Here is a 26488-nt window from a genome sequence, read left to right on the forward strand (position 1 = left end):
CGCCTTCTAGTTGCCGGAGTTGCCGGGGACCTTGACGAGAGCGACCTCGCCGTTGGAGGCGGCCTGGGCCAGATCGGCGGCCTTGTCGCTGTCGACGGTCAGGGTGACCGCCAGGTTGGTGCTGCCGACGATTTCGTCGCCGCTGTCCTTCGGGTCCGGGACGTAAGCGACGCGGGCGTTGTCGGCGATGACGGAGTTGCTGGACGCCGACGACGAGGAGTTGCCGTTGCCGTTGCCGTTGGACGAGCCGGTGGCGGAGCTGACGCGGTAGGCCGCGACGGTGTCGCCCTGCTTGATGCCGGTCGGGTACTGGCCGGCCTTGAGGGACAGGCCCACGGTCGCCTTGCCGGCGGCGACACCCGCTTCACTGCCGAACATCTCGCCGACGGCGACGACTCCGGCGGGGATGGCGTTGACGGCCTTCAGCTTCTGCTTCTGCAGCTCGGGCAGTTGGGTCCACTTGACGTAGTGAATGCTGTCGTCCTTGGCGACCATGACAGGGGTCGAGTTCGACTTGTTGACCGAGCCGCCCGCCGGGATCGGCGCCGTCACCTTGACGACCTCGATCCGGTCACCGGCCTGGAGCACGAGCATGGTCGCCCCCAGCGCACCCACCAGGATCAGCAGCACCGCGAGCGCGGCCAGTGCCGGTTTGCGCTCGCGAGGCGGGGTGGGAAGCCGGTCGCCGACCGACGGCTGAGCCGGAGCGCCAGCACGACCTGTGCCCGCCCCCGTACGCTCTTGGATCTTCACGCAACCGCTCCCCGTACACCCAAGAAGATGTCTGTCATGTGCCTTCAAATTCGGACACTTCACCCGCGTCGACCCGCACGGAGAAGCGCGGGACGGGCCGGACGCACCCGCCCGACCTGGGCGAATAGCCAGCACTGGGGGTGAGTGTCAAGCCATCGCACCGTATCAGCCGCACATAAGCCCCTCAAGGCGCGTCCGGTCCCATGGGCCGCAGGGTGCGGCCTGTTATCCATCTGCAACGTCGCACCCGTCCAACCCGGCCGGGACCAGCCCCACATGACGTCAGCACCTGTGCGCGAGCGAATCGCCATGGACCCCAAAAGGCCTGGTCGGCGGTCTGGTTCGTCACCTGTCGGCCATCAGGCCTGCACGATTCACTCACGAAGTCGAGGTGAGGGCGTCGCCTGGTCATGCCCCGTGAGGGTGAGAGCCGCGAGCTCGTCATCGAGCGACCTGTAGCAGTCGCGAACGGACGAGTAGAGTGCCGCGCGGGCATCGAACGGACCGCGGGGGATTCACCGGTGAGAGCAGTCACGGCCAAGTACGCCTGCACAGCGGGGATACGGGCAACGGGCCACAGCCGCAACCGCGCCATCGGGCTGCTCTTGACCTTGTGCGCGCTGACGGCACTCTTCGCAACCGCCACACCCGCCGTCGCCGTGGACACCCCCACCCGGGCCGCCTACCTCGCCGACCGCCTCCGCGAGAACCCGGTCCACGTCTCCGACCAGCTCCCCCGGGAGGTCCCACGCTCCAGCGCCCCCGCCTTCGCCCGGATCGCGAAGAAGACCGGCGTCCCGACCTACGTCCTGGTCCTGCCGCTTCAGACCGGCGCGGACGGCCGGCAACTGCTCGGCGCGGTGCACGACCGCCTCGGGCGCGACGGGCTGTACGTCCTGTTCGAGGGGCCGGACATCGCCGAGGCCAGGGCCTTCGGCGTGGACGCTCCCGCTGACGCCGCCGTCACCGTCACGCAGTACGAACTCCCCTACGACGCCGGTCCGTTGGTCGCCTTCGAGCGGTTCGCCGATGTCATCGCGCAGGGCGGTGAGAAGGCCGCCGCCCGCGCCGAGTCCGCCCGCGACAGGTACTCGGACGACGAACCCGGCGAGATGTACATCGGCCCGTCCGACCGCCGGAACCAGTCGTTCATCACGGGCATCCTGCTCGCCGGCGTCCCCCTGTCGATCCTGCTGTCGGCGGCCTACGCGAGGCGGGGGCGCCCGAGGAAGCCCGTCCTGCGCCGGTTGGTCTGGGGCGGGGCCGTCCTCTCCGCCGCCGCTGTCGCCCTCACCGCCACCGTCGTCTTCGACGAGACCCGGTCGAGCGCGGCGGAGCCTCCCACCCCCGCCGACCTGTCCGCCCGCGTGGAGCGGGTCGCGGCGGGGCTGAAGCAGGACCCGGTGTACGCCGACCCGGAGAGCCCGCGCGTCCTCGACGCCCGGCAGCTGGACCGGCTGCACGAGCGGATCCGGGACTTCCGGCGTTCCGACCGCGGCGGCCCGGTGTACGTCTCCCTCGTGCCGCAGACGCCGGAGAGCGAGTCGGCCGGCGACGCGGGGCTGTTCGCCGCGGCGGTGCACGCCAAGGTGGGCGGGCCCGGGGTGTACGTGGTCGCCGACCCGGCCGACGGCACGATCGGCGTCTACAACCACGGCCTGCGCCTGGACGGCAACCGCCTCACCGTCGACGTACCGGACTCCGTCACGCTGGGCGACAGCAAGGCGGACGAGGCCGGCGACCACCTCCTCGGTGAGCGCCTCGACGCGCTGATGACGTTCCTCGACAACACCCCGCGCACCGACCGGCCCTGGTCCGAGCCCGCGCCTCCCGCGGCCCCGAACCCCACCCGCGAGACCGCCCTCCCCGCCCTGTTCTCCACGGACTTCTGGCCGGGCCTGTTCGTGGGCGCGTTCGCGGCCTTGCTGCTGTCGAGCCTCGTGGCCGGGGCGACCTGGCTCGTCCGGCGCCTGCGGCGGCGGCGCTCCCCCGTGCCCGAGCCGTCCGGCAGCCTGCCGCTCACCGCCCCGACCGAACCCTCGGTCTCCTACCTCCGGCGCACCGCCTTTGCCGAACTCACCGCTCTCGCAGAAGAGTTCAGCGATCCGGACGACCGAGACCGCGCCTGGGACCACCTCGACGCCGCGCTGCTCCTGGTCGACGGCGACCCCGGGCGCGTCCGGCAATCGGGGACGGGAGCCGAGACCCTCGTGGCCGTCATCGTGCTGGCCCGAGCCGGCCGTGCCGCACTCGCCGGGGACCCGGCCGACCTGTGCTGCGGCGTCAACCCGCTGCACGGCCCCGCCACCCGCCGTCACCACGTCCGCGTCTCGGCCGAGGGCAACAGCCGCCGCCTGCTTCCCGTCTGCGGGCTCTGCGGCGACACGGCCGTCGTCGAACCGGGCGGTATCCCGGGCCGGTTGCTGAAGCTGCCCGACCCCTCCCTCGGCAACACCCGCCTCCCCTACTACGACGTGACCGACGGCCCCCTGACCGCCATACCGCAAGGAATCGCCCGGCTCATCGACAAGGTGAGGGAGACCGCAGGTGTCCACTGAAGTCGACCAGGGCGCCGCGAAGCGCGTGATCACCGCCCTCGCGGCGCTGCTGCTGACGGCGCTCACCACGACGGGCACCGCAGCCGCGGCGGACGGCGGCACCCCGAGCGCCGGGCAGCGCATCGCGAACGCCCTGCGCACCTCGCCCGTCTACGTCGACGAGGCCTACGCCGATGCCGTACCGCCGTCCCGGCAACGGCAACTGGCGGACCGCATCCACCGCACGGGCCTGCCCATCAAGGTCGTACTCACTCCGCTCACCAAGGGCGACGCCTTCGACGGCGACTCCGACCTCCTGGCCGGGACGGTCCGCGACCGGCTCCCGGAACGGCGCGACCTCGTCCTCATCACGTCGGACGGCGACTTCCCCGACTCCCTCCAGGGCTACGAGTGGCCCGGCGACACCCACCAGGCGCGCAGGGCGGTGGCGGCCGCCGGGTTCCTGGACGAGATGCGGGACGCGGGGCTGGCGGACCTGACGGCGAAGGCCGTGGACCTGGTGGCGGAGGGCAAGGGTGAACAGCGCTACGACGAGGCGATGCGCGACCTGGGCGGGTCGGCCCGCCCCACGCAGTCCGGCTCCGGGTCGGCCGGCTCCGGCTCCGGCTCCGGCATGACCGGCTGGTGGCTGTTCATCGCCGTACCGGCCCTGGCCCTGACCGCGCTCGCGACCCGCGCGGCCCTGCTCCGCTCCCGTAGGCCCTCCCCGGCCGTCCCCCACGTCGTGTTCGCCACGGCCCGCGCGGCCGACGAGGCGCGGGTGCGGCGCCGTGCGGAGGCGGAGGTGCTGGCGCTGGGCGAGGCGACCCGGGCCGCCGACGTGGCAGCCACCCCCGGTCTCCAGCAGGCCCTCGACGCCTACGCCGCCGCCGGCACGGTCCTCGACGAGGCCCGGGGCCTGCCGGACCTGGCGGGCGCCCTGGCCCTGGCGCAGGAGGGCCGCGACGCCCTGGCCGGCTCGCCCGGCCTTCCCCTCTGCTTCTTCAACCCCCTGCACGGCCGCGCGGCCCTGCGCACCGGCTGGCGTCCGCTCGGCCGCCGGGACCGGCTCGACGTGGCGGCGTGCCAGGAGTGCGCGGACGCACTGCGGGACCGCCGCGCCCCGGAGGTGCTCCCCGACACGGACGAGGACGGCCGTAGGGTGCCCTACTTCGAGGTCCCGGCGGGGCGGAGCGCGTGGGCGGCGTCCGGGTACGGCTCGCTGATGCCTCCGTCGGCGGGGCTCGCCAGGGCCCGTTGAGCAGCCGGTTGGCCGGTCCCCGCCTCGTCACACTCCTGCCATCGCTCCCGCAGAACCCGCCCATGAGCCGCCATGTCATGATCTTCGCCCTGATCAGCGACCGAGGAGCCCCCCATTGAAGCGCGCCGCCCTGGCCGTCGTCTCCGCCCTGGCCCTGACCTCCGCACTGACCGCCTGCTCAGGAAGCAAGGACACGCCCACTGATTCACCGTCGGCACCGAAGGCCAAGCAGATCACTCCGGCGCAGCGGCTGGCGGAAGTCATCGTGACGAAGGACGACCTGCCCGGTTACAACGTGTCCGAGCCGGAAGCCGAGTACGCCTTCGCCAAGTCCTCGGACGAGGTCACGGTCGACAAGCCCGGCTGCGCCCCGCTGGCCCACGCGATGAACCAACTCCCGCTCGGTGAACCGCGGGCCGACCTCACGCGCAGCGCCGGGGCGGGCTACGGCAAGACGAGCACGTACATCACTCTCGCCGTGTACGAGCCGGCGGCCGAGGCCGAGTCGGTGCTGGCCGGGCTGACGAAGGCCGTATCGGAGTGCGGCGGCGGGTTCACCGCGCAGGCGGGCAAGAACAGCACGGTCTACGACTCGGTCACCGCCGAGAAGGGGACGGTGCCCGGTGCCGTGGCCTTCCGCGCGACGACGCCCTTCCGGGGTATCACCCACACGGTGCGCACCCAGGTCGTCCGTGACGGTGACGTGCTCGCCGTCTACTTTTCGGTGAACGGCTTCGCCTTCGCCGACAGTAGGCGACCGAGCGACGCCAAGACGCCCGCGAACGTGGTGAAGGCGCAGAACTCCAAGCTCGCGACGTGAGCCCCGATCACGGGAGCGGTAATCCCGGTGTCGCATGCGGGCCCGGGGTCGCCCCGCTGATCAACCCGGTGACGCAGGGGGCGCGAGTGTAGTTTCGGATGGGCACGGATGACCCGGACCGCTGGGGCGGGCGAAGTGGTGAACGAGAAGCCGACCCGGCGAGCCAGAGCGGCACGCATCGTGGCGGGCGTAGCGGCGGGACGAGCGTCCCTGGTCCTGGCCCTCCTGCTGACGTCGTCGTCCCCGAAACTCGTCGAGAGGGACCGAGCCGAGGACCCCGCCTCCGAAGTCTTCATCTTCGTCTGGGCCCTGATCGCCCTCCCCGTGGCCGGCTTGCTCCACACACCCACTGGCTCTGGTACGCCGGCAGAGGATCGGCGTGGGCTGGGCACTGATCGCCGGGTACTGGCTTTACGTCGCGCTGATGGGTGCGCTCGCCTGTTAGGTACAGGGCTTGGAGCGGCCCTGGGCATGCGTGCCGGTGCGCTGCTCGCGAGTTCGGCGGACAGCAGGCGCTGGATGATGCCGACGCGAGGTCCTTCACCCGCAGGGCGTTGGCCGAGCTGGCGTGCTGCCTGTGCGTCTCCCAACTGGGCTGGTCCCTGCCGACGCGGGCGATGGTGGTGCTCGGAGTCCCGGCGCCGTTCGTGCTGTTCGTGGTGGCGGCGCGCGATGAAGAGCGACCCGGGCGGTGGGTCCGGCTCAGGCAGATCCAGCTACCGCGGGGAGCACTGTACTGACGCAGGCCGGCTCGCACCGGAACGACCTGTGCGTCCGGTAATGCCCGTGTCCTCTGGGTTGTTCGCGCTGGTGAAACCGGAAACCTCACCGGTACCGTCAGTGCGCATACTGAACTTCTGTCTCTCACGGGGAGTCACTGTGAAGCGCCGCTCATTGCCCGTTGCTGCCGCGTCGATGGCGACGGCAGCACTGCTGTTGACGGCCTGCGGCAGCGGGGACGACAAGGCCGACGACAACGACAAGATCGCCGGCGCCGACCAGGCCGCGGAGACGCCGAAGGAGTCGGCATCTGCGTCGGGAGCACCATCAGGTGACAAGCCGGACGGCGTGGACGTGTCCCTGCCCAGCGACATGAACCTGGTCTTCGACTGGGACAAGCCGAAGGACAAGAACGAGGCGGCGGCGATGGAGGATGCCGCGAACTACCTCCGCGCGATCTATCGGGGTGTCGACAAGCGCACGACGAAGGATGCCGCCGTGACGACTTACTCCACCGGAGATGGGCTGCACTACGCACAGGTGCAGATCAACGAGTGGATCAAGGGGGGCTGGACCGCCACCGGAACGCTGCGCCACTACGACGCCACCACGCGTTCCGCCCCGAACGGCAGTTCCGTTGAGGTTGCGTTCTGCGCGGACGCAGGCAAGTTCTACGGCAAGGAAATCAAGACCAAGAAGATCCTTACCACCAAGCCCAGCATTGCGGACTTCGACTACTTCAAGATCGTCATGGTTAAGTTCCCCACGGGGGAGGACCTGTGGCAGGCGTCCAAGGTCTTCGTCGAGACGAAGGCGGCGAAGTGCCGGTGAGCCAGTCACACCGTAGAGCCCTCGGCACCAGCACTCCGGACGACGCGCGCTCCGGCGTCCGGGCTCATCCCCTGCGCGGGAACGGTCAGGGCACAACAGGCGTCCGAGAGTCCCCTAAGCGCACATTGCTCCGGCACTCGCGGAAGTTCGCTCTGGCGAAACCAGCAACCTCACCGATACCGTCAATACTCTTGACTGCATTTCTGTCTCACGGGGAGTCACTGTGAAGCGCCGCCCATTGCCCGTTACTGCCGCGTTGGCGGCGACGGCAGCACTGTTGTTGACGGCCTGCGGTAGCGGGGATGGCAACTCGAAGAGCAACGACAAGATCGCCGGGGCCGATGCTGGTGACGCGGCGGCCTCGGCTTCACCCAGCGCCGGCGAATCCGGCCCCGCCGACCGCCCCAAGATCACGTTTCCCGAAGGCGTGGAGAACAAGTTCGAGGGTTGGAAGACAGGTGATCCGGCCGAGGACGCAGTGCTGTCCGACGTAACGCAGACGGTGAACGCGGTGGACGATGCGATCCTCCGCGGCGACACGAACTCGGCAACACTCGCGTACTACCGCCAAGGCAAAGCACTCGTGAGCGCGCAAAAATGGGTCCGCGCCTGGCTGGACGAGGACCTGACGTGGACAGGGGTTACGCGCTACTTCGACCCCAGGGTCAAGGTCGCGGACGGCGACACGGCGGCGGTGGTCTACTGCGCCGACGAGAGCAAAGCCTTCAACAAGAACCGCAAAACCGGAACGGTGGACAGGTCACCGTCAGACGAGAGCCCTTACGTCACATACAGCACGCAACTCAAGAAGAACGGCAAGGGGGTCTGGCAAACCACGGAGGTGCTGTCGAAGAGAGGGGACAAGACGTGCGCTCCCTGACCCGCGGCATCACCACGGTGAGCGCTTGCCTCGCGGCTTTCGCAATGACCGTCGGCGCCGCAACAGCAAAGGGCCCTGGCGCGTCCGAAGCCGAGGTCGACACGAGTGGCAAGAGGTCAGGAAGCGACCTCGTCTCCATGATCAGATACACCAGCACCACGACGGGGGGCAGCCGCAAGGGCAACGTCGTCCCTGTGGGCAACTGGACCCCGCCCGCTTGTTGGTACGAGCCGCGCTCAGCGCAGGAGTTCTCCAAGTACGTCGAGAACATGTACGACGAGACAGTCAACACTCCTGGCCAGCACAGCTATGCCAAGGCTTCGGTCGGCATGTTCCGCGACGAATACAAGGACGGAAAGTACAAGAATTACAACCTCGACAAGAGAGATGAGGGCAATTGGTGGGTCGCCGTCCGCGACGAAGACCGTTGGACGGAGCCAGAGGCCCAACTCTGTGACAAGCCTCCCTTCTGGGTTGAGAACGGTGCTCCCCCGCCCGTGGAGAACCCGGTCACTCCACAAGTCCTCGCCGAACTCGCCTACAACCGCATCCAGCTACCGACGACCGAGGTAGCCCTCGCCCCCGAGGCGGCCACCAAGGTCAACCTTCCCACCTGGGCCTGGCTGGACAAGGCCAGGTTCAAAGAGGTCTCCGTTACCGCCGCCCTCGACGTGGGCGGCCTCAACATCCAGGCCACGACCACCGCCAAGCCGGTCTCCCTCGCATTGGAGCCTGGTACGCCAGACGCCGAGACCTATCCCAGCTCCGGCGAGTGCACGATCAACGACGACGGTTCAATCGGCGAGCCGTACGCCACGGGCAAGGCCGACCGGACCCCGCCCTGTGGCATCAGGTACCTCCGCTCCTCCGGGGACGACACCTTCAATCTCCAGGCCACCGTCACCTGGGAGATCACCTGGACCGGCACGGGTAGCCCCAATCCGACCCAGCTTCCCAACGGCACCTTCGGCAACGACCAAGACGTCACAGTCCAGGAGATCCAGTCCGTCAACAGGTGACTTTCCGAGTGGAAGCCGCCCCACACTGACCGTCACACCAACGGGGCTCGCCGCCCAAACTTGGACCGTGCTGCCCGGCCGGGGCAGCACGGTCAGCTACGGTCCACACATCACGAGAGTCACCCTATGGCAGCGGCTCCCCTCAACCATGGACGGCGATAGCACAGTTCCCGCTGTGCATTCAGAAATCCACCGTCACCGTCTGCGCGATGCTGTCCGCCGCTGCTTCCATCTCTTCTGAGATACCGGGCACCGTCCATGACGCCAACAGCATGACTGCACTTTCGGATCCAGCCGGCAGAATTCCGTAGGTCAGCGTTTCCATGAGGACGCCAGGTCCACCGCGGGGACGCGACTCAGCGCTGAAGTCCTGCCGGATACGTACGGCAGGGCCGATCGGCAACAGCGCCTCCGAGACTTTTGAAGGGCCGAAGTCGTCGGCGCTGAAAGTCTCGGCCAGCCAGTCCAGAGTGACCTCGGGGACTGTTTCATCCGGATAGATCAGATCGACTTCCAGGATCGCCAGTGCCGTGTCGAAGCCGTTGGGGTAGAACGCGAACGCATACAGGGGGTCTCGGCTCCGGCTGTCCTCGGCCCGAGCCTGCAACTCTTTCCTCAGCGTTCGTCTATCCAGTTCGTAGCCAGCCTTCCTACTACGATCGCGCAGCTCCGCTGCGGTGCTCTTCGCCCATGCCTTGACGTCATCCGATAGCTCGAGTGGGAGCGGCACCCAGTCGGTCGGAACAACGATGCCGCATGCAGTGATCTCACTCATGACTGCCGTCACCGCCCACCCACACCAACGATGCAGCCACCGCATCGAAGAGCTGGACCATTGCCTCCGCTATCTGAATGAGGGGGGTGGAGAAGGTCAGCAGTAGAGAGGCGCCGGCTCCGGGAATCGGCAGTTGATAGTCGACGGTGACGGAGGGAAGGGTCTCGTCAGGACTTCCTGGCACACCTGCCGGGGCCGGGCGGTCAGCCTGTCCTGTCGACCTGAGAGTGCGCACGGCCGGCCCCGAGGACAAGTCGACCACCGTCACTTCCAGCTCCTCGTCTACGGAGAGGCGGGCAGCGATGTCCTGCGCGGACGGCTGATCTCCGCCAGTAAGCGGCAAAAGCGTGACGAGGAGAGACGCCGGGATGGTGAGTGCGCCTGCCTTCTGCAGGCTTAGGTAGAGCTCGATGCCTCCGTCGCGGAATGCTGCGGCTGCCTGCGCCAGCAGGCTTTCACGTAGTTGCCGCTTGAGGTGAGGTGCGTTGTCGACTCCCTCGAACTGTCGGCTGACCAGCGCGTCGACGGAGCGCTCACGGAGCTCAGGGCCGATGTGCACACGGAACCACCCCTCGGGCAGAAGCAGCCGGTAATCAGTCGGCGGTGCGCCGCTATCGCTTCCTCCGGGCGTGGTCATGGTGGCTCCGTCGGAGTCGGTTGATCTCATACGTTGGCCTCCGGCTTCTCGATCACCTTGTCGTACGAGAAGCGGCTGGCTAGGGCACTCGTCATCGCGGGCACCAGAGCCGCCGCGATCGTCAGCGCAGAAAGCAAGCCTGCCAGAAACGCCGGGAGTTCGTCACTGAAGAGTCCAGCCAGCAGTACAGCGCTGAAGAGCGGTAGTGCGAGGAGTTCGTTCCTGCCGATTACAGCGCGGTGCCAATCGGTCTCCTTGCGGGCTTCCTTCGCTTCCATCGGTGACATTTTGCGGACGTCCGCACTGAGCAGGTGGCCCTGCCACCAGGCTTCGGCGCTATTACCACCCGTGTGCCTCTTGTCAATGACCGGCAGTGCCAGTGCAGCTGTCAGCTCCGCCCAGCGATCAAGCCCCTGCCGTCCCGCGAACCAGTGCTTCCACGGCAACAGAACCCGCGCTTCGCCATTGCGGTCCTGAAATTCAACAGCAAGCGGCTCCCCCGTGGTGGGCGCGACCAGTCGAACCAGCCGTGCCACCCCATGTCCGCAGGCCCGTCCAAGCCAGCGTTCCTCTCCCAACGTGTTGGTCAGGATCACCTCATCCGGAAGTACCCGAATGGAGGCCCTTCGCAAGAAGCGCCGCGTTGCTCCGGCGGACGGCGAAGGCTTGATAGCCAGAGCTTCGGCAAACGAGTGCGGTCTCCTGTTTCGCCACCAAGCCGAGATTCGCACGACGGCGTCCGATGCGGGAATCAGGAGGAGGGCGCCCGCGGCGATAGGCATAGCCCACACCAGGTCAGCTGCGAACGCGGCCACGACAGCGATGAACCACCCGAACATGCCGAGACCTCGCGCCCAACTGTGCCATCGGGGCAGCTCGGCATGAACAGCGCGGTCCGGTCGGCTTCCACGACTGGTTTCCAGTGCTCCGTCGGAGTCGGCAGGCTGCGATCTCTCTTCCAGTGGGATCCCGAGAGTCGTGAGAAGTTCTCGGATCCCAGTCCGGTCCAGGCACTTCAACGGCGCCAGGTCCATCGCCCCGACGACGCCGGCCTCGGGCAACCACGCTGCGAGCGGTACACGCAGAATGTCCCGCTCACTTTCGCCTCTGAAGACCAGGACGCCCCAGCGTTCCAGGGGGCGCTTCTGCACGGTCTCCCAGAGATCGCCCGGCGGGAAGAAGACTGCATGCTTAATGCCATCGCCTCCGACCACATACCGGCGCTCGCGAAGGCGGCCATCGCGCAGCACCAGGGTGTCCCCCTCGGCATAGAGCCTGGCCCTGCGTACGACATGGGCATTGTGGTGTCGTGCACCCGCGGGGCGTGCGACCGGCTCGGTCGGGCGGTGTGGTGACGTACTCTGTCCTGGCTGCTCAGCCATTGCTCGCCCTGCTCATCCGTCACTCGTTGTCGTGGCGTCCTTGATCCCGGTCGCCGACCAAACCCCGTCGTCCAGTCCTTGCACCCCGACCAGATCACCGATCTTCCCAGTGATGTCCCCCTTGTCGAGCAGGTCGGTGGTCGACGCGACGGCAGTGGATCCAGCCCAGATTCGAGTCTGAGTCTCGAACACGTCGGTTGCGGCCTTCACCGCACTGTCCGCTCGCAGGCTGTCGGACATCTGGTCGAGGCTCCTTTGCAGGTTCGTGACGCCAGGATCATTCAACCCTGGCCGGACGCCGGCCCAGGTATCGGCCTGTCCAAGTTGCCGAAGGTTGCTTGGGCGCAGGTCCTTCACCGCCTTGAGACTGTCCATCGACTCCCGATAGATCAACTTCGGGTTGAAGGCGTCCGCCATCCGCTGGGCACCGGGGAACCAGCCCTTTGGCGCCTTGGTGATCGCCTCGGCGCCAGCCTTGCCGCGCAACGCTCCACCGCTTTCTTGGTTCGCTTTCTTCCAGGCATTGTTGACGGCCTTCTTGTAGGCGGCGGAGCCTGGCTTCGCCTTGATGCCCTCCCGGAGCGCCCTTGCCCTCGCGGATCGGCCCAGACTCTTGGCAGCCGCCGAGGCCCCCTTGGCTCCGGCGAGGGCACCGCGGCCGATACCCAGCGTGGCAATGCCCACGATGTCGAGGGCGACGTCGAACCAGCTGCCCTTACCGGCCAGTGCCAAAAGCGTGTGCCCCACGAGTGAAATTAGGGTGGCTACCAGCGCGATGGTGCCGAGAACCCCGGCAAGTACCTGGCCGACAATCGGGATCCACCCGACCATGAGCGCCAGCGTCCCGCAGATGGTCGAGACCCAACCGGAAACTTCGAGTACTGTCTTTATCCATCCAGAATTGTCGTTGACCCAGTCCTTGAACTTGTCCCAGGCTCCGTCCTTCAGGCCATCGTTGTCGATGGCATACCGAATGGCGTCACGGGCTCTCTTCGCTGCGGCATCGCGTACATCCTTGGCTGCCTCGAGATCCTTCCTCGCCCGCTCCAGCGCCGAACTCGCCGCGTCCTGGCGCTTCTCCAGCCTTTTGCGGTCCAGGTCATCTTCGCCAGTTGATTTGGGGAGCTTCTCGATCGCTGAACTGCTCGCGTTGCGCTCGTCGTCCGCTTCTCGGGCATCGCGGAGCGCCTTGTCGGCCATGGTCTGCGCTCGGTGGAGTTCCGAGGCGTACTGACTGGAGCAGCCACCGTCGGTGACCTTCTCGCCAAGGGCGTCAGCAGCGGCGTCGTAACGCTTGAATGCCTTACGCAGCTTTCCCTCAGCTTCCTCGGCGTCTTTACGGAACTCTTCTGCAGTCTTACTCTTCCACTCATCGACAGATGCGAGCGACTTGATCTCACCCGCCTGCTTTTTGATGGCCTCAGCGGTCTTCCTCAGCTCTCTGCCAAGCTTGGCGACCTCTTCCGGATCACCGGGAATCGGGTCGGATGCCTCGCCGATCACTGCCCACTCTTCAGCGCGCGGACGCGTCACTTGGCGCCTCCTTCTTTCGGCTTCTTACTGTCCGCGTTTCGCAGCGCCTCGGCGAGTGCGTGATCGATGTCCTCATACGACTTCGCCGCGGTGGAGAGAAGCTTCGAGAGATTCTCAAGCTCTTCCGTGAGACGCTCCCGATGGATCTTCCAGTTGTCACCAAACTCATCAAAGACATCGATCAGGCCCTGGTCACCCAGGATGCCCACCCCTAGCCCTTCGGCTGGGTTGGCGTTCTTATCGAACTCTCGATGGATCCTCGAGAGAGACCTAGCGCTCTCCTTGATTCGTTCGATATCGGCAGTCTGATCCGACACGAATTCCCCCGGTGAGAGACGTAGTAGCGTTGCCCGATGGGTGCGCCGCGAAGACTCACCCATCGCTCCTTCTTCTAGTGAACAGTGACTTGCTGCGGAATCGCTCGGCAAGCTCCTCATCAGTGCTCGAACTTGTCCGCAGCCACGATCCGGTAGTCGCGCGTCGTCTGCTCTGGCACAGCAGCTTACGGTGTGGCCTCTGAGGGCACGGCCCCAGTAGGTGAACGACCGTCATGAAAGCTTGCACATCGTTCCCCTCAGGAACACCCCGCACGCTCCCCATTGCCCCACCCCGCATCCAACGGATATCGCACGAGCGGACGAGCCCTGCCCTCGCTTCCCTGCGCTACTGCTGCGCCCGGCTTTTCCCCTTCCCCTTCTTCCGAAGCCTCCGCACCCGTTCCCGCTCCAACGTCGCCCGCTCCGCGGCCCGAGCGCTGGTCCAGCGGTTGACGATCCAGCCCACCAGTCCGGCACTGAGGGCGTAGGCCAGCAACGCGCTCCCCGTCCCGGGGATGTAGGCACACGTTGCCGACCGGCAGTTCCGGCCGGGAAGCCCGCTGATCAGAAGGAAGAACGGCCCGAATGCCGCCCCGCAGCAGGTCGCTGTACACAAGGCGCTCAGCACCCGCCCCAGGCGGCTTTCGGCAGAGACTCCGGACGCACACCGAAGCCAGCCGATCACCCCGAGCACGGTGACGACGCCGAGGCCACCACCGACCGTCCAGGCACCCCCGGGCAAGTCCACCAACGCCGGTACGACCGCACGCGCGAGCCGTTTTCCCAAGCCCATGACCAGCAGGAGCACACCCATACCGACGACCAGCCCGAGAATCACCCCGACCATCCCCAGGCCATCTCGCAAGCTACCTGCGCGTCTCACTGCACCCACCTCAGAGACCCAGAAATGGCATCACACAACCGCTCCATCGGCCCCGACATGCCGCTGAGCGGAGCCGAGAAGGAGAGCGTCAAGTAGCCCGCCCCGCCGGGCATGAGGACATGAACGCCCAGCGTCGTGGCATCAAGAACGCGGACGGCCGCCCCCGCCGTGAGCTCCACGACCGACACCTGCCGCCGCCTTCCCGGGCTTTCCGGCTCCCGCAGCTCCAGCCATTCCGCGTACTTCTCCGGATCAGCCGGGGTGTCGCCCAGCGGAATCGAGGACACCAGGAGCGAGGCCGGGAGGCCGCCGTCCCGTGAGGTCGTCAGGAGGAAGAACTCCATGGCACCGCGAGCCCGGCCGGCCTCAGCGGTGTTGCGCAGTGTGGTCCAGACGTGCCGTTTGAGTTCGGCGGAGACGTGCCGCCCCTCCGACTGGGCGTCGACGAACGTCTTGAGCTGAGCGCGCCAGCGGTCTCGCATGAGGTCGACACGGAACCATTCGCGAGGAACCAGCAGTCTGTAGTCCCTGGGCGTACCGACAGGTGGAGAGTTCACCCCGGCATCACCAGCGGAGCTCCCTCGGTATCGAAGAAGCGGACGCTCTTCACCACCCCGGCGAACATGGCGGAGAAGACGTCCCATCCTTCGACCGTCGGCGTGCCCATCTCCAGCAGGAGTACGGTCCCGTTGTTCAGCGGTATCTGGACCTGGATGAAGGACGTCCAGACCGGCTCGTCCCGGCCCGACGGCGTCAGGCTGCCGTCGATGCTGGAGGAGCGGCTGCCGACACATGTCACGGCCGGGCCGCAGGGCAGCTCCACTTCGCCGATCTGTCCGAGCTCCAGATGCCGCATCGTGGTCGCGATGAAGCCCACCGGATGGGCACCAGCCCGCTCGTCGAGGTCGAGGAGGCTGACGTTCACCGTGGCCGTGCAGCGGACGCCGTCGACCTCCGTGGTGACGAAGCCGGCGTACTGTACGCCCGCCTCGATGAACTCGTCGTAGTGCGCCGCGCACATGGCGGCGTACTGCACTTGAACTTCCTCGTCGGCACCGGGCAGCGCCTGTTTGGCCAGCTCGACCAGTTGGTCGGCCAGTGCGTCCAGATCATCCGCCTCGAAGGGCAGCTCGAGGAAACCTTCCGGCATGATCCAACGGACTTCTATGCCACCGCTCTCCATGAGGCTGCGCTGGGTTTCGTCAACCGCGGCCGTGGTCATCTGCGCCCTTACTCTCGAACGGTTCGGGGTCGTCCACTTCAGGTCGGAACGTCGCTGCGAAGGGGTAGGGCCCGTAATGCGGATAGTGGGCGGGGATGTCCGCACCTCCGCGTCGAGCGATGTGGGCGATCCTTCGGTACCTGGCCGCTCGAGCACGCAGGTTCTGCCGGACTGGGTCGCCCCAGTGGGCCATCGCGCTGCGCACAAAGAAGAAGGTCTGAAGCGCCACCACGGTTCCGGCTACTGCCAGATAGGCGTTGCGTGAGGCAGCGGTCTCCCAGTACGTGGCCACGGCGGCCCAGTAGAGCACGGCACCGAGGCCCACAAGCGCCAGGGGCACTCCGTGCACGAAGCCCGCCTTGAACATGTCCTCTTCGTCGACATGCCGACGGCGCAGCAGGTCGAGCACCGCCCTGTCGTCCAGGAAGTCGAACCGTAGCTCCCGTCGCGCCTCCTCGGCCGCCCGCTTCGCCTCGGGCACGCCGGCGATCACCGAGCCGCCGACCAAGGTGACCGTGTCGCCACCCCGGCGGCCGATGAATTCCCAGGGTCCGAGGTCGTGGTTTTCGTCGTTCATGGCGTCTGCGCTCCTCGAATGGTCTGCCGGGTCCTAAGCGGCCAAGGCCGCGTTGAATGCAGCGGGTGAGACGCTCGGAGCTGGACGGGGCGAGGGAGACGGCGTGGGTGAGGGCGTGGCGGTGCCGGCCGGCTCCTGGTAGCCGGTCTTCTCACCGTTTTCACCGCTGAACATCCTGTGCAATGCGCTCGCCAGGCCTGCCCCCTTGATGACGCCGGTGATCTTCTTGCCGTCGATCAGATCGGCGCGCGCTGTCCTCCCGAGCACCTTGTTCACCACCTTGACGGCGACGCCGTTCAGGAAGTTGTGACCGACGCCGTCGAGCGCCGTCGTATACATCTTCAGCTTCCCGAACGCCTTCACCTTCGAAAGCCCCTTGAGGCCCTTGAGGGCCCGGAGTCCCTTCAGGGCCCCCAGCCCTGGCAACACTCCCAGCGCATCGGCGCCCAGCTTCATCCAGTCGACCTTCCCCCCGCGCGCAGTCATGTCGTAGGCATGGCCGGCGAGGGCGGCCGCACTGGTCACCACAGCAAGGGTCGCGAAGATGGGAACCAGGAACTGAAGCGGTGGGACGAAGGCGCAGATCACCGCGAGCACGGACAGGACAGCGGAGATGTTCGCCAGCATGTCTGCCCAGTCCGCGAGGAAGTTCATGAAGCCTCCCGGGTCCCGGACCGCATCATGATGCACGACGTTCCTGATATGACGAGCGGCCTTGTCCCCCGCGTCGTCGTAGATGTCCCTGGCGTCCTTCACCGCCTTACGGGCCGCGCCGATGGCGTGCAAGGCCTCATCGCGCTTCTTGACCCAGCGCTCGTACTCTTCCTTCTCCGCGGCGGGGACGTTTGCCGTCGGGTACTTCTCGGTGAACTTCTTCACCTCGCCGTCCGCCAGGTCGTGGTCAGCCTTGGCCTCACGGTAATCGGCGAGTGCCTTGTCCGCCTTCCGCTGCGCGCGGCGCATTTCACTGGCGAACTCGTCCGAGCTCCCTTCGCGCACGTCCTCCCCGACCGCTTTGGCCGCTTCGTCGTAGCGCTCGAAGGACTTCTTCAGCTTGTCCGCGGTACCACCGGCGATCTCGTGGAAACCCTTTCCGGCCTCGCTGTCCCAGCCCTCCACCGAAGCGAGCGCCTCGATGACCCGGGACTGTTCATCGATCATGTCGGCCATCTTGCGCAACTTACGGCCCAGTTCAGCGACTTCCTCGGGGTCACCCGGCGTCGGGTCGTCATGCCACAGAGGCGGCCAGTCGGCGTCCGTCCTGCTCACTTCTTCCCCTTGCTCTGTGCCTTGGCATCCCTGATGGCCTGCGCCAGCTTCTGGTCGACCTCGTCGTACGCCTTGGCGGCGGTGCGGGTGAACTCGGCCAGTTGCTCAAGTTCCTTCATCAGCTTTTTCCGGGTCTTCTTCCAGGTGTCACCGAAATCCGAGAAAGCATCTTTGAGGCCACCATGGCCTACAGCCGGGCCGTAGTCGTCCGCAGGGTTGCCATGCCGCTCGAACTCGCCGTGGATTTTGGTCAGATCGCGTGAACACTGCTTGATGGCGGCCAGATCCGCCTTTATGTGATCCCCCATGAGTGATACCTCTCTACGAACTGATGGCTGTTCTGGATGAGTTCACGAAGGTCGGCGCGATCGCCGGACCCTCTCACTCCTCATGGCACCTCGTACGAGATACGCTCGCGACATACCGATCCCGTTTTCCGCCGGCAAGGAGAGTCTTCACGTGACACGCAGGGGCAAGCAACGCGTGGTGGCGGACCGCCTTGGCATCGACGCCGAAGCAGGCGAGTGGTGCACGATCGACAAGATCCCCGCTCCGCCGCCGGAGGTACTCCGGGCTGCGGGCAACCCTCGGCTCCGCCCCGCCAGGATGCGTCCGCTGGGCATGGCCGGTGCGGCGCTCGGGGCGCCTTTCATCCCCGTCATCATGTTCTTCGAGCTACTGGCCAAAATTGAGCAAGTGGTCATGCGATCCCTGGACGCCAACGACGAAAAGAAGCGGCTGCGGGCCAAGGAGGAGGACGAGAAGCGCCGCCGGGACGCCACCGTCGCCCAACAGGGCCTCGACAAGGTCTTCGACGGAAACTGGCACGGCAACGCCGGGCAGTTCCTGCTGCGTTGGTACAGCCACTCCACCCACCACCAGCGTTTGCTCCTGGCGACTCAGGACGAGATCGTCCTGGCGGCTCCGCCCCAGCGCGTCAGCGTGGGGCGGGAGAAGCGCATGGAGGTCGTAGCCCGTCTTCCCGCCGCGGAGGCAACCCTCGTCGACCCGTTCTCCGGCGAGATCGAGACGAGGATGCTGCTCATACGTTTCCGCGACGGATCCTGGCTGCGCGTCGAGACGGAAGAGCTCCGCAGCGACCTGCACATGTACCTGCTGCGGCAGCCTCTTCCCGACTGACGGCCGGCGCCGCCCGGGAGCCGGGTGCCGGCAGCGTCGGCTGACGGCACCCGGCCGGCCCTCGGCCCTACTTGCTCCGAGCCTGCTTCGCCAGCTCCTCATCGATCTGCTCGAACTTGTCCGCAGCCATGGTCAGGTAGTCACCCATGCCGTCCAGACCGTCCAGCGTGTCCTTCATGCCGCGCACGAACTCGTCGAAGTTCTCGTCGAACGCCTTCGACGAGCTCTTCGTGACGTAGCCGCCCTGGACCAGGTTGTTGATGTACTTCTTCAGGCCCTCGAGCTTCTCCTGGAGCTTTTCCTTCTCCTTCACGACATGCTTGGCTGCATCCCGCATGTCCTGATATGTGACATCAAGGTCCTTGGCCATGAAGCCGCTCCCTCTCGCAACGCCGCAGGGCCAACCCCCGTGGCTTCCCTGTTTGCGGACTCACTGGCCCAGTAGCCGAGTTGCCGTCACAGCCGGCTGCCGGTGTGATCGTCCGCTCTTGGGTCAGCAGCTTACGGGTGTGGCCTCTGGTGCCCATACCCGCCTTGTGAACGACCCGAAATGAAACCGTGTACGACGTTGCCATCGGGAACGTCATGGCGCCTCCCCTTGCCCCGCCGTCACTCCGAGCGGATATCGTCCCTGTACCACTGGGACCGCGTGACCGAAGCGAGCAGAACGGCGATCGCTCAGCACAGCGGCAACCAGCGACAGACACCACAGGAGCCACACCGGCCCAGTGGCACGGGGAGGACAAGTCGTGCGCCTGACTCTGACCGTCGTCGACCCGTACGGCGGTGGCACTGCCGACGTCGTGCTCGATGCCGATCCTGAGTCCACCGTGGGGGACATCGCGCAGGAGCTGGCCAAGCAGGTGGGGCACAGCGGGGCGCAGGTCATCCCGCTCGGGCAGCACCGGCACGCGCCGGCCAACAACGCGCCCCTCGTGTACGTGGACGGGTACGCCGTCGATCCCGGCGCCACTGTCGTGGGGTCGCCCCTGCGCGAAGGCGCCGTCGTCAGTCTCCAGGATCCCTCCGGGTGTCTGCCGGGTGAGCCCACCGGGCTCGTCGAGCTGCGGGTCGTCGGCGGGCCCGCCGCCGGGTTCGTGCACCGGCTCGGCGTGGGGCGGTACGACATCGGCAGCGGGGCGGCCTCGTACGTCCGGATCGACGATCCCGAGGTCGACGCCCGGGCCCTCACCCTCTCCGTCGCCACCGACGGCACTTGCCAGGTCGCCGTGCACATGGACAAGGAGCACGTCACCCTCGACGGCGTCTCCCTCGCGGAGGACGAGGACAGGGACAAGGGCGAGCCCAGCGGCAAGAAGCGCGGCAGGAAGAAGAGCCCGGAGAAGGAAGAGAAGAAGGACGGCCCTGCGGAGTGGCCCCTCGGCGCTCAGATCGGCGTCGGCAACACCCTGCTCGAACTGACCCGTTACACACCCCCGAACGCCGCCCTCAAGTGGTCCGACGACGGCGTGGGCCTCGACTACAACCGACCCCCGCGGCTGCGTCCGCCCGAGCGGCAGACCAACTTCCGGCTGCCCTCGTCGCCGCGCGAGTACGAGGCCAGACCGCTGCCCTGGCTGATGGCGCTGACCCCGCTCGTCGGTGCCGTCGTGTCGGTGATGATCTTCCAGCGCTGGTACTACCTGATCATGGCGGCCCTCAGCCCGGTCCTGCTCTTCGCCAACTACTACAACGACAAGAAGCACGGGCGTAAGTCGCACGCCAAGCAGGTCAAGGAGTACGAGGAGCAGAAGGAGCGGATCGAGAAGGACGCCCAGGACGCGCTCGTCGCCGAGCGGAACGACCGGCGGCAGGCCATCCCCGACCCGGCGACCGTGCTCGCCCTCGGGACCGGGCCCCGTACCCGCCTGTGGGAGCGGCGGCGGACCGACCGTGATCACCTCCTGATGCGTTTCGGGACCGGGCAGTTGCCCTCCGAGGTGGTGCTCGACGACCCCGAGCAGGACGACCACCGCCGCCAGGTGACCTGGAAGATCGAGGACGCCCCGGTCGCGCTGCATCTGCGCACCCTCGGTGTCGTCGGCGTGGCGGGGCCCGGGGACTCCGCCCGGGCCCTCGGGCGCTGGGCCGTCGCGCAGACCGCTGCGCTGCACAGCCCGATGGACGTGCAGTTCTACGTGCTGAGCGACAACGCCGCCCGGGAGTCCTGGGACTGGGTTCGCTGGCTGCCGCACGCGCGGCCGTCCGGCGGGCAGGACGTCAACGCGCTCATCGGGACCGACGCCGAGACCGTCGGCGCCCGCATCGGCGAACTGACGCAGATCCTCGACGCGCGCAAGAAGGCCGCCGAGGAGAACAAGTCCCAGGGCAATTCGAGCTTCGGCGACCCCGACATCGTCGTCGTGTGGGACGGGTCGCGGCGCCTCAGGTCCCTCCCCGGCGTCGTACGGCTGCTGCGCGAAGGACCCGCCGTGTCCATGTTCGCGATCTGCCTCGACGCCGAGGAACGGTTCCTGCCCGGCGAGTGCCAGGCGTACGTCGTGGCCGAGCCGAAGGCCGAGGAGTACCAGCCGGCCGCCCAGCAGGTGCAGCAGCAGTCCCAGCAGGCCGCCGGCGGGTTCCCGTCCTTCCAGGCCTGGCACAGCACCGCCCGGCAACCCGAACAGGCGGAGCGGACCGAGCAGTTGAGGCTGCGCGTCGAGGAGGCCGGGGCGGAGCGCCTGAAGGACGTACGGCCCGACTTCGTCTCCGCCGCCTGGTGTCTGCGACTGGCCAGGTCGCTGTCGCCGCTGCGGGACATCAGCGGCGAGACCGAGGACTCGGCGCTGCCGGGTTCGAGCCGGCTGCTGGACGTGCTCCAGCTGGAGCCGCCGACCAGTGACGCGATCGTCGCCCGCTGGCGGATGGGCGGGCAGTCGACGCTGGCCGTCATCGGTGAGTCGTACGACGGGCCGTTCGGCATCGACATCCGCAAGGACGGGCCGCACGGTCTGATCGCCGGTACGACCGGTTCGGGTAAGTCGGAGCTGCTCCAGACCATCGTGGCGGCCCTGGCAGTGGCGAACACGCCCGAGAACATGACGTTCGTGCTGGTCGACTACAAGGGTGGCGCGGCGTTCAAGGACTGTGTGCACCTGCCGCACACGGTCGGCATGGTGACCGACCTCGACGCCCACCTGGTGGAGCGCGCGCTGGAGTCGCTCGGTGCGGAGCTGCACCGGCGCGAGCACATCCTGGCCGCCGCCGACGCCAAGGACATCGAGGACTACCAGGACCTGGTGCGCCGGGACCCCTCGCACCGGCCGGTACCCCGACTGCTCATCGTCATCGACGAGTTCGCCTCGATGGTGCGCGACCTGCCGGACTTCGTCACGGGTCTCGTGAACATCGCCCAGCGTGGTCGTTCCCTCGGCATCCACCTGCTGCTGGCGACGCAGCGGCCGTCCGGTGTCGTGTCGCCAGAGATCCGCGCCAACACCAACCTCCGTATCGCGCTGCGGGTGACGGACGGCGGCGAGTCGTCGGACGTCATCGACTCGCCCGAGGCCGGGCACATCTCCAAGAACACCCCGGGTCGCGCATACGCCCGGCTCGGGCACGCCTCCCTGGTGCCGTTCCAGTCCGGCCGCGTCGGTGGCCGTCGGCCGGGCGCCGCCGACCCTGCCGTGCTGATGCCCTGGGTAGGCCCGCTGACCTGGGAGGATCTGGGCCGGGCGGCGCTGGTCAAGCCGAAGGCGGAGTCCCGTGAGGACGAGGAGATCACCGACCTGAAGGTCCTCGTCGACACCATCCGCGACGCCAACAGCTCCCTCGGCATCCCGCCGCAGCACAGCCCGTGGCTGCCCGCCCTGGACGAGACGCTGCTGCTGGACGAGATCGAACTGCCGGTGTTCGCCGGCGGCCCGGGCAAGCTGCCGCCCGCGCCGTACGGCATCGAGGACCTGCCCGCGAGCCAGTCGCGCCGTCCGGTCGCCGTGGACTTCTCCTCCTTCGGCCACCTGATGATCGGCGGCGCCCCGCGCAGCGGCCGTTCCCAGGTGCTGCGCACCCTGGCGGGCTCCATCGCCCGCACGCACTCCATCGCCGACGTGCACCTCTACGGCATCGACTGCGGCAACGGCGCCCTCAACGCGCTGACACGGCTGCCGCACTGCGGCGCGGTCGTGAGCCGTAACCAGACCGAGCGGGTCGTGCGGCTGGTCAACCGGCTCAAGAACGAGATGAGCCGCCGCCAGGACGTGCTCGCGGACAAGGGCTTCGCGGACATCGGCGAGCAGCGGGCGTCGGTAGCCGAGGACGAGCGGCTGCCGCACATCGTGGTGCTGCTGGACCGCTGGGAGGGCTGGGTTCCCACGCTCGGGGAGGTCGACCACGGGTCGCTGACCGACGAGTTGCAGACGATGATGCGCGAGGGCGCGAGCGTCGGCATCCACCTGGTCCTGACCGGTGACCGCACCCTTCTGGTGGGCCGTATCGCGACGCTCACCGAGGACAAGTACGGTCTGCGGCTCGCCGACCGCAGCGACTTCTCGGCGCTGGGCATCCCGGCGCGGAAGGTGCCGGAGGAGATCCCGCCGGGGCGTGCGTTCCGCAACGAGTTCGGCACGGAGACGCAGTTCGCGCTGCTCTCCGAGGACACCACCGGCCAGGGGCAGGCCGCGGCGCTGGCGGCGATCGGCGAGGCGGCCGCGGCCCGCGACGCCGCCGTCCCCCGCTCGCGGCGCCCGTTCCGGGTCGACAGTCTGCCCAGCCGCATCTCCTTCCCCGAGGCCTGGGAGCTGCGGGACCCGGACGCGTCCCGCTCGCGCCTGTTCGGTCTGGTCGGCATCGGCGGCGACGAGATCGTCGGCTTCGGCCCCGATCTCGCGGAGGGCGTACCGGCGTTCGTCATCGCGGGCCCGGCCAAGTCGGGCCGCTCGACGGTCCTGCTGAACTTCGCCCACTCCTTCCTGTCCCAGGGCACTCGGCTGGTCATCGCGGCCCCGCGCCAGTCCCCGCTCCGCCAACTCGACGGTGCGGACGGTGTGCTGAAGGTCTTCACCGGTGACGACATCGACGAGGACGAGTTCGAGGAGCTCATCGACGAGGCGTCACTGGAGGAGCCCATCGCGGTCCTCATCGACGACGGCGAGATCCTGGAGGACTGCGACGCCGAGAGCCAGATGAAGAAGCTGGTCTCGCGCGGCGCCGAGCGGGGGCTCGCGCTCGTCATCGCCGGTGACGAGGAGGACGTGTGCAGCGGCTTCTCGGGCTGGCAGGTCGACGCGAAGAAGGCCCGCCGGGGCATCCTGCTCTCCCCCCAGGAGTCCTCCAGCGGCGACCTCATCGGCGTCCGCCTCAACCGCAGCATGGTCGGCGGCCAGGTCGCCCCCGGCAAGGGCATGCTCCACCTCGGCGACGGGGAGCTGCGTACGGTGGTCATTCCGGGGTGAGGCGGTGAGCGGGGGTTCGGCGAGGCCGAAGCGGAGGAAGGCGGCGGGGTCCGCCCTGCGGTACGAGCACCGGCCGGGGCGGCCGGACGCCGATGGGGCCAAGAAGGGTGACTACGGCTGCGCTTGGGGCTGCCTGGCCCTCCCCGGCTTCGTCGTTCTGATCATGCCGCTCGTCTTGTTCGACGTGTACTGGGGTCATGAACTCTGGGGCGACGTCGCTCCCGCGTGGCCCGGCGGTGCGTACGCCTTCGCCGCCACGGTCGGCGCTCTGGTGCCGCTGGTCTTCCTCGCCTGGGTGGCGCCGCTGTTCCGGATGAACTGGAAGAGGAGCAAGCCGCGTTCGCTGGCCTGGGCGGCCGCGTCCCTGCCGGGGCTCGCCGCCTGTTACCTGGTCGCCGGGATGATCGCCGCGACCGCACGGCCCAAGCGACGTCGCGACTGGGACGCCGACTGCTACAGCCAGGGCGGGCCCTGCTGGGTGCACGTGCACTACCCGTGGATGTGGGTCGTCGGACTGGTCAGCACTCTGGCTGCGGCCGCGCTGCTGATCACCGTGCTCGTCAGGCTCAGCCGCAGGGCCACCCCTATCGAACCTTCGACATCCGAGCCTCAGGCCGCCCCGACTCCTCGCTCTCCGACCGGTACTGCAGGTCGTCGCCCACCGGCTTGAGGTGAACGGTCGTCTTCGCCGGGTTGCAGCCGCTGTGATTGGTCTTCGCGCCGACCGACGTCGCGACGATCTCCTTCTTCGTCACCTGCTTCACGGTGAGCACGTCGACGCATACGCCGCCGATCGGGTCGGTCTGGCGGAGCGTGCCCAGTTCCTGCCCGACGGCGGTCCGTTCGACCGTGAGGCGGAACGTGCCGAGGGGCAGTCTGCCGTCGAGGGCGACGCGCTGGCCCTCCCAGGTGCCGAGGTACGCGGCGGGACCCGCGTCGGTGGAGGGAGCGGAGCTCGCGGTCGCCGCCGGAGGCGAGTCGGAGCCGGTGGACGAGTCCGCGTCGTCCTGGCCGCCGCGCCCCGGCAGCAGGTCGAACACGAACACCGACCCGATCGTCACGGCCGCCATCGCCCCCGCGTCCGCCAGCGCCACGGAGCAGCTCAGCTTCCGCACCCGCCCGCCGCCCTCGCCCTCCGGCGTGGACGTGGCGGCGACGGAGACGGTGACCCTGCCGAGCCCCCGGCCGGCGGCAGGGGCGGTGTCCTGCGGGTGGTGGTCGCCGTTCCGGGGTTGGGGTACGGCGGTGGTGAAGGGGGCGGGTGCCCCGGGCGCGTCGGAGATCCCCGGCACCGCGGGCGGACCGGTCGCCGCGGATGCCCCCGTCGTCGCCGAAGCTCCGGTGGTTGCCGAAGCCTCCGTCGTCGCCGAAGCTCCGGTCGTTGCCGAAGCCTCCGTCCTCGTCGGCGCCCCCGTCTTCGTCGAAGCCTCCGCCGTCGCCGGAGCCCCCGCCGTCGTCGAAGCCCCCGCCGTCGCCGGAGCCCCCGGCGTCGCCGAAGCCCCTGAAGCCCCCGAGGCTCCCGAGGCTCCCGAGGCCCCGGCCGGGGACGCCCCCGCCCCTCCGGGCACCCCGCCGCCCTCGGGCACCCCGCCACCCTCGAAAACCCCGTCCCCCGGCAGCACCACCGGCGCCGCCGGTACCACCGGCATCACCGGCGGTGGCCCGAACACCCCGAGTCCCTCGCCCGGGCCGCCGGCCGGGTCCGGTGCCCCCACCGACGGGCTGCTGAAGGCGACCGGCCCGGACGGCGCTCCGGCCCCAGGCCCCGGCCCCGCCCCCGGCCCCGTCACCTCCAGGTTCAGCAGCCGCACGGCACTCCGGCTCACCTGCTCCACCAGGGCCCCGGCAGCCAGCCGCCCGCCACCAGCCGGGCCGCGCCCTCGGGGGCCAGCCGGCGGGCCAGTGCCGCGGGGGCGGGCCGCGTGTCCGGGTCCTTCGCCGGGCACTCCGCCGTCAGGCCCCGCAACTCCCCGTCCAGCAGACCGAGTTCCGGCTCCTCGCGGACGACCTTGTAGAGCAGGGCGGCGGAGGAGTCCCCGGGGAACGGTGGCCGGCCGGTCGCCGCGTACGCGAGGACCGCGCCCAGGGAGAAGACGTCGGCGGCGCCCGTGACGGCCTTGCCCAGGATCTGCTCGGGCGACATGTAGCCGGGCGAGCCGATGGACACGCCGGTGGAGGTGAGGGAGGCCGTGCCGTCCGTGGCCCGGGCGATGCCGAAGTCGATGAGGAGCGGGCCGTCGAGGGTCGGCAGGACGTTCGACGGTTTCACGTCCCGGTGCACCAGTCCCAGCTCGTGCACCGCGGCCAGCGCCTCGGCGAGGCCCGCTCCCAGCGCCCGTACGGTGGGGGCCGGCAAGGGCCCGCCGTCGGTGACCGCGGCCGACAGGGACGGTCCGGCGGCGTACGCCGTGGCCACCCAGGGCACCCGCGCCCCCGGGTCCGCGTCCAGGACGGGCGCCGTCCAGGCGCCGCCCACCCGGCGCGCGGCCTCGACCTCGCGCCGATGGGGGTCCCCCCTGCTCGAGCGAAGCCGAGAGCT

The 26488-nt window shown here is 68.5% G+C and carries 23 protein-coding genes and 1 pseudogene; 9 read left to right on the forward strand and 15 right to left on the reverse strand.

The features are described 5' to 3' along the window. Nucleotides 1-6: 6 nt before the first annotated feature. Nucleotides 7-753 (reverse strand): hypothetical protein, encoded by a 747-nt coding sequence (locus GTY56_RS17465; RefSeq protein WP_161366303.1) that lies wholly within the window; start codon nucleotides 751-753, stop codon nucleotides 7-9. 521 nt (nucleotides 754-1274) lie between these two features. Here GTY56_RS17465 and GTY56_RS17470 point away from each other — a divergent pair. The 6 genes from GTY56_RS17470 (at nucleotide 1275) to GTY56_RS17495 (ending at nucleotide 8821) form a co-directional block, all read left to right on the forward strand. After that, the gene (locus GTY56_RS17470; RefSeq protein ID WP_346345507.1) at nucleotides 1275-3311 is read left to right on the forward strand and encodes a hypothetical protein; all 2037 of its coding nucleotides are present in this window, start codon (nucleotides 1275-1277) and stop codon (nucleotides 3309-3311) included. Continuing rightward, nucleotides 3301-4551, forward strand: a complete 1251-nt coding sequence (locus GTY56_RS17475; RefSeq protein WP_161366304.1) for a PIN domain-containing protein — start codon at nucleotides 3301-3303, stop codon at nucleotides 4549-4551. Before GTY56_RS17470 ends, GTY56_RS17475 begins: the two co-directional genes overlap by 11 nt. Nucleotides 4552-4666: 115 nt before the next feature. Further along, the gene (locus tag GTY56_RS17480) at nucleotides 4667-5371 is read left to right on the forward strand and encodes a hypothetical protein (RefSeq protein ID WP_161366305.1); all 705 of its coding nucleotides are present in this window, start codon (nucleotides 4667-4669) and stop codon (nucleotides 5369-5371) included. A gap of 879 nt (nucleotides 5372-6250) precedes the next feature. Next, nucleotides 6251-6922, forward strand: coding sequence for a hypothetical protein (locus tag GTY56_RS17485; RefSeq protein WP_161366306.1), 672 nt, complete (start codon nucleotides 6251-6253; stop codon nucleotides 6920-6922). A gap of 223 nt (nucleotides 6923-7145) precedes the next feature. Beyond that, nucleotides 7146-7802: a hypothetical protein gene (locus GTY56_RS17490; protein WP_161366307.1), complete on the forward strand. Its 657-nt coding sequence runs from the start codon at nucleotides 7146-7148 to the stop codon at nucleotides 7800-7802. 44 nt (nucleotides 7803-7846) lie between these two features. After that, nucleotides 7847-8821, forward strand: coding sequence for a hypothetical protein (locus GTY56_RS17495; RefSeq protein ID WP_524540115.1), 975 nt, complete (start codon nucleotides 7847-7849; stop codon nucleotides 8819-8821). Between the two features lie 181 nt (nucleotides 8822-9002). Here the strand turns inward: GTY56_RS17495 and GTY56_RS17500 are convergent, their stop codons facing one another. From GTY56_RS17500 to GTY56_RS17550, 11 genes are all read right to left on the reverse strand, one after another. After that, nucleotides 9003-9596, reverse strand: coding sequence for a hypothetical protein (locus GTY56_RS17500; protein WP_161366308.1), 594 nt, complete (start codon nucleotides 9594-9596; stop codon nucleotides 9003-9005). Beyond that, nucleotides 9589-10233, reverse strand: a complete 645-nt coding sequence (locus GTY56_RS17505; protein ID WP_161366309.1) for a hypothetical protein — start codon at nucleotides 10231-10233, stop codon at nucleotides 9589-9591. Before GTY56_RS17505 ends, GTY56_RS17500 begins: the two co-directional genes overlap by 8 nt. Before the next feature lie 26 nt (nucleotides 10234-10259). Next, nucleotides 10260-11483, reverse strand: a complete 1224-nt coding sequence (locus GTY56_RS17510) for a hypothetical protein (protein WP_161366310.1) — start codon at nucleotides 11481-11483, stop codon at nucleotides 10260-10262. Between the two features lie 144 nt (nucleotides 11484-11627). Then, a complete protein-coding gene (locus GTY56_RS17515; RefSeq protein WP_161366311.1) occupies nucleotides 11628-13148 on the reverse strand; it encodes a putative T7SS-secreted protein in 1521 nt (506 codons plus the stop codon). Beyond that, nucleotides 13145-13528 (reverse strand): hypothetical protein, encoded by a 384-nt coding sequence (locus GTY56_RS17520; protein WP_237524899.1) that lies wholly within the window; start codon nucleotides 13526-13528, stop codon nucleotides 13145-13147. The genes GTY56_RS17515 and GTY56_RS17520 overlap by 4 nt, the downstream gene beginning before the upstream one ends. A 283-nt stretch (nucleotides 13529-13811) precedes the next feature. Further along, nucleotides 13812-14303, reverse strand: coding sequence for a hypothetical protein (locus GTY56_RS17525; protein WP_161366312.1), 492 nt, complete (start codon nucleotides 14301-14303; stop codon nucleotides 13812-13814). Nucleotides 14304-14344: 41 nt separating this feature from the next. Beyond that, nucleotides 14345-14830: a hypothetical protein gene (locus tag GTY56_RS17530; protein ID WP_237524900.1), complete on the reverse strand. Its 486-nt coding sequence runs from the start codon at nucleotides 14828-14830 to the stop codon at nucleotides 14345-14347. Nucleotides 14831-14901: 71 nt separating this feature from the next. Next, nucleotides 14902-15498, reverse strand: coding sequence for a hypothetical protein (locus GTY56_RS17535; protein WP_237524901.1), 597 nt, complete (start codon nucleotides 15496-15498; stop codon nucleotides 14902-14904). Between the two features lie 52 nt (nucleotides 15499-15550). After that, nucleotides 15551-16147 carry a hypothetical protein gene (locus GTY56_RS17540; protein ID WP_161366314.1) on the reverse strand — a complete coding sequence of 199 codons (597 nt, stop codon included), beginning with the start codon at nucleotides 16145-16147 and terminating at the stop codon, nucleotides 15551-15553. A 33-nt stretch (nucleotides 16148-16180) separates the two neighbouring features. Continuing rightward, the gene (locus tag GTY56_RS17545; RefSeq protein WP_161366315.1) at nucleotides 16181-17416 is read right to left on the reverse strand and encodes a putative T7SS-secreted protein; all 1236 of its coding nucleotides are present in this window, start codon (nucleotides 17414-17416) and stop codon (nucleotides 16181-16183) included. Further along, nucleotides 17413-17724 (reverse strand): WXG100 family type VII secretion target, encoded by a 312-nt coding sequence (locus GTY56_RS17550; RefSeq protein ID WP_161366316.1) that lies wholly within the window; start codon nucleotides 17722-17724, stop codon nucleotides 17413-17415. Before GTY56_RS17550 ends, GTY56_RS17545 begins: the two co-directional genes overlap by 4 nt. Before the next feature lie 151 nt (nucleotides 17725-17875). Here GTY56_RS17550 and GTY56_RS17555 point away from each other — a divergent pair, with 151 nt between their 5' ends. Next, the gene (locus GTY56_RS17555) at nucleotides 17876-18556 is read left to right on the forward strand and encodes a hypothetical protein (RefSeq protein ID WP_161366317.1); all 681 of its coding nucleotides are present in this window, start codon (nucleotides 17876-17878) and stop codon (nucleotides 18554-18556) included. A gap of 67 nt (nucleotides 18557-18623) precedes the next feature. Here the strand turns inward: GTY56_RS17555 and GTY56_RS17560 are convergent, their stop codons facing one another. Then, on the reverse strand, nucleotides 18624-18926 hold the full coding sequence (locus GTY56_RS17560) for a WXG100 family type VII secretion target (protein ID WP_033309092.1): 303 nt from the start codon (nucleotides 18924-18926) through the stop codon (nucleotides 18624-18626). A 379-nt stretch (nucleotides 18927-19305) separates the two neighbouring features. Here GTY56_RS17560 and GTY56_RS17565 point away from each other — a divergent pair, with 379 nt between their 5' ends. After that, nucleotides 19306-23949, forward strand: coding sequence for an FtsK/SpoIIIE domain-containing protein (locus GTY56_RS17565; protein ID WP_161366318.1), 4644 nt, complete (start codon nucleotides 19306-19308; stop codon nucleotides 23947-23949). 4 nt (nucleotides 23950-23953) lie between these two features. Beyond that, nucleotides 23954-24619 (forward strand): hypothetical protein, encoded by a 666-nt coding sequence (locus tag GTY56_RS17570; protein WP_161366319.1) that lies wholly within the window; start codon nucleotides 23954-23956, stop codon nucleotides 24617-24619. Here GTY56_RS17570 and GTY56_RS41345 read toward each other — a convergent pair. Both GTY56_RS41345 and GTY56_RS41350 read right to left on the reverse strand, forming a co-directional pair. After that, nucleotides 24534-25241 (reverse strand): hypothetical protein, encoded by a 708-nt coding sequence (locus tag GTY56_RS41345; protein ID WP_346345508.1) that lies wholly within the window; start codon nucleotides 25239-25241, stop codon nucleotides 24534-24536. The two genes, GTY56_RS17570 and GTY56_RS41345, sit on opposite strands and share 86 nt — an antisense overlap. A gap of 335 nt (nucleotides 25242-25576) precedes the next feature. Beyond that, nucleotides 25577-26488, reverse strand: a pseudogene (locus GTY56_RS41350) (serine/threonine-protein kinase); the annotation flags it as partial.

Source organism: Streptomyces sp. SID5643 (assembly GCF_009872555.1).
Taxonomy (GTDB): Bacteria; Actinomycetota; Actinomycetes; order Streptomycetales; family Streptomycetaceae; genus Streptomyces; species Streptomyces iakyrus.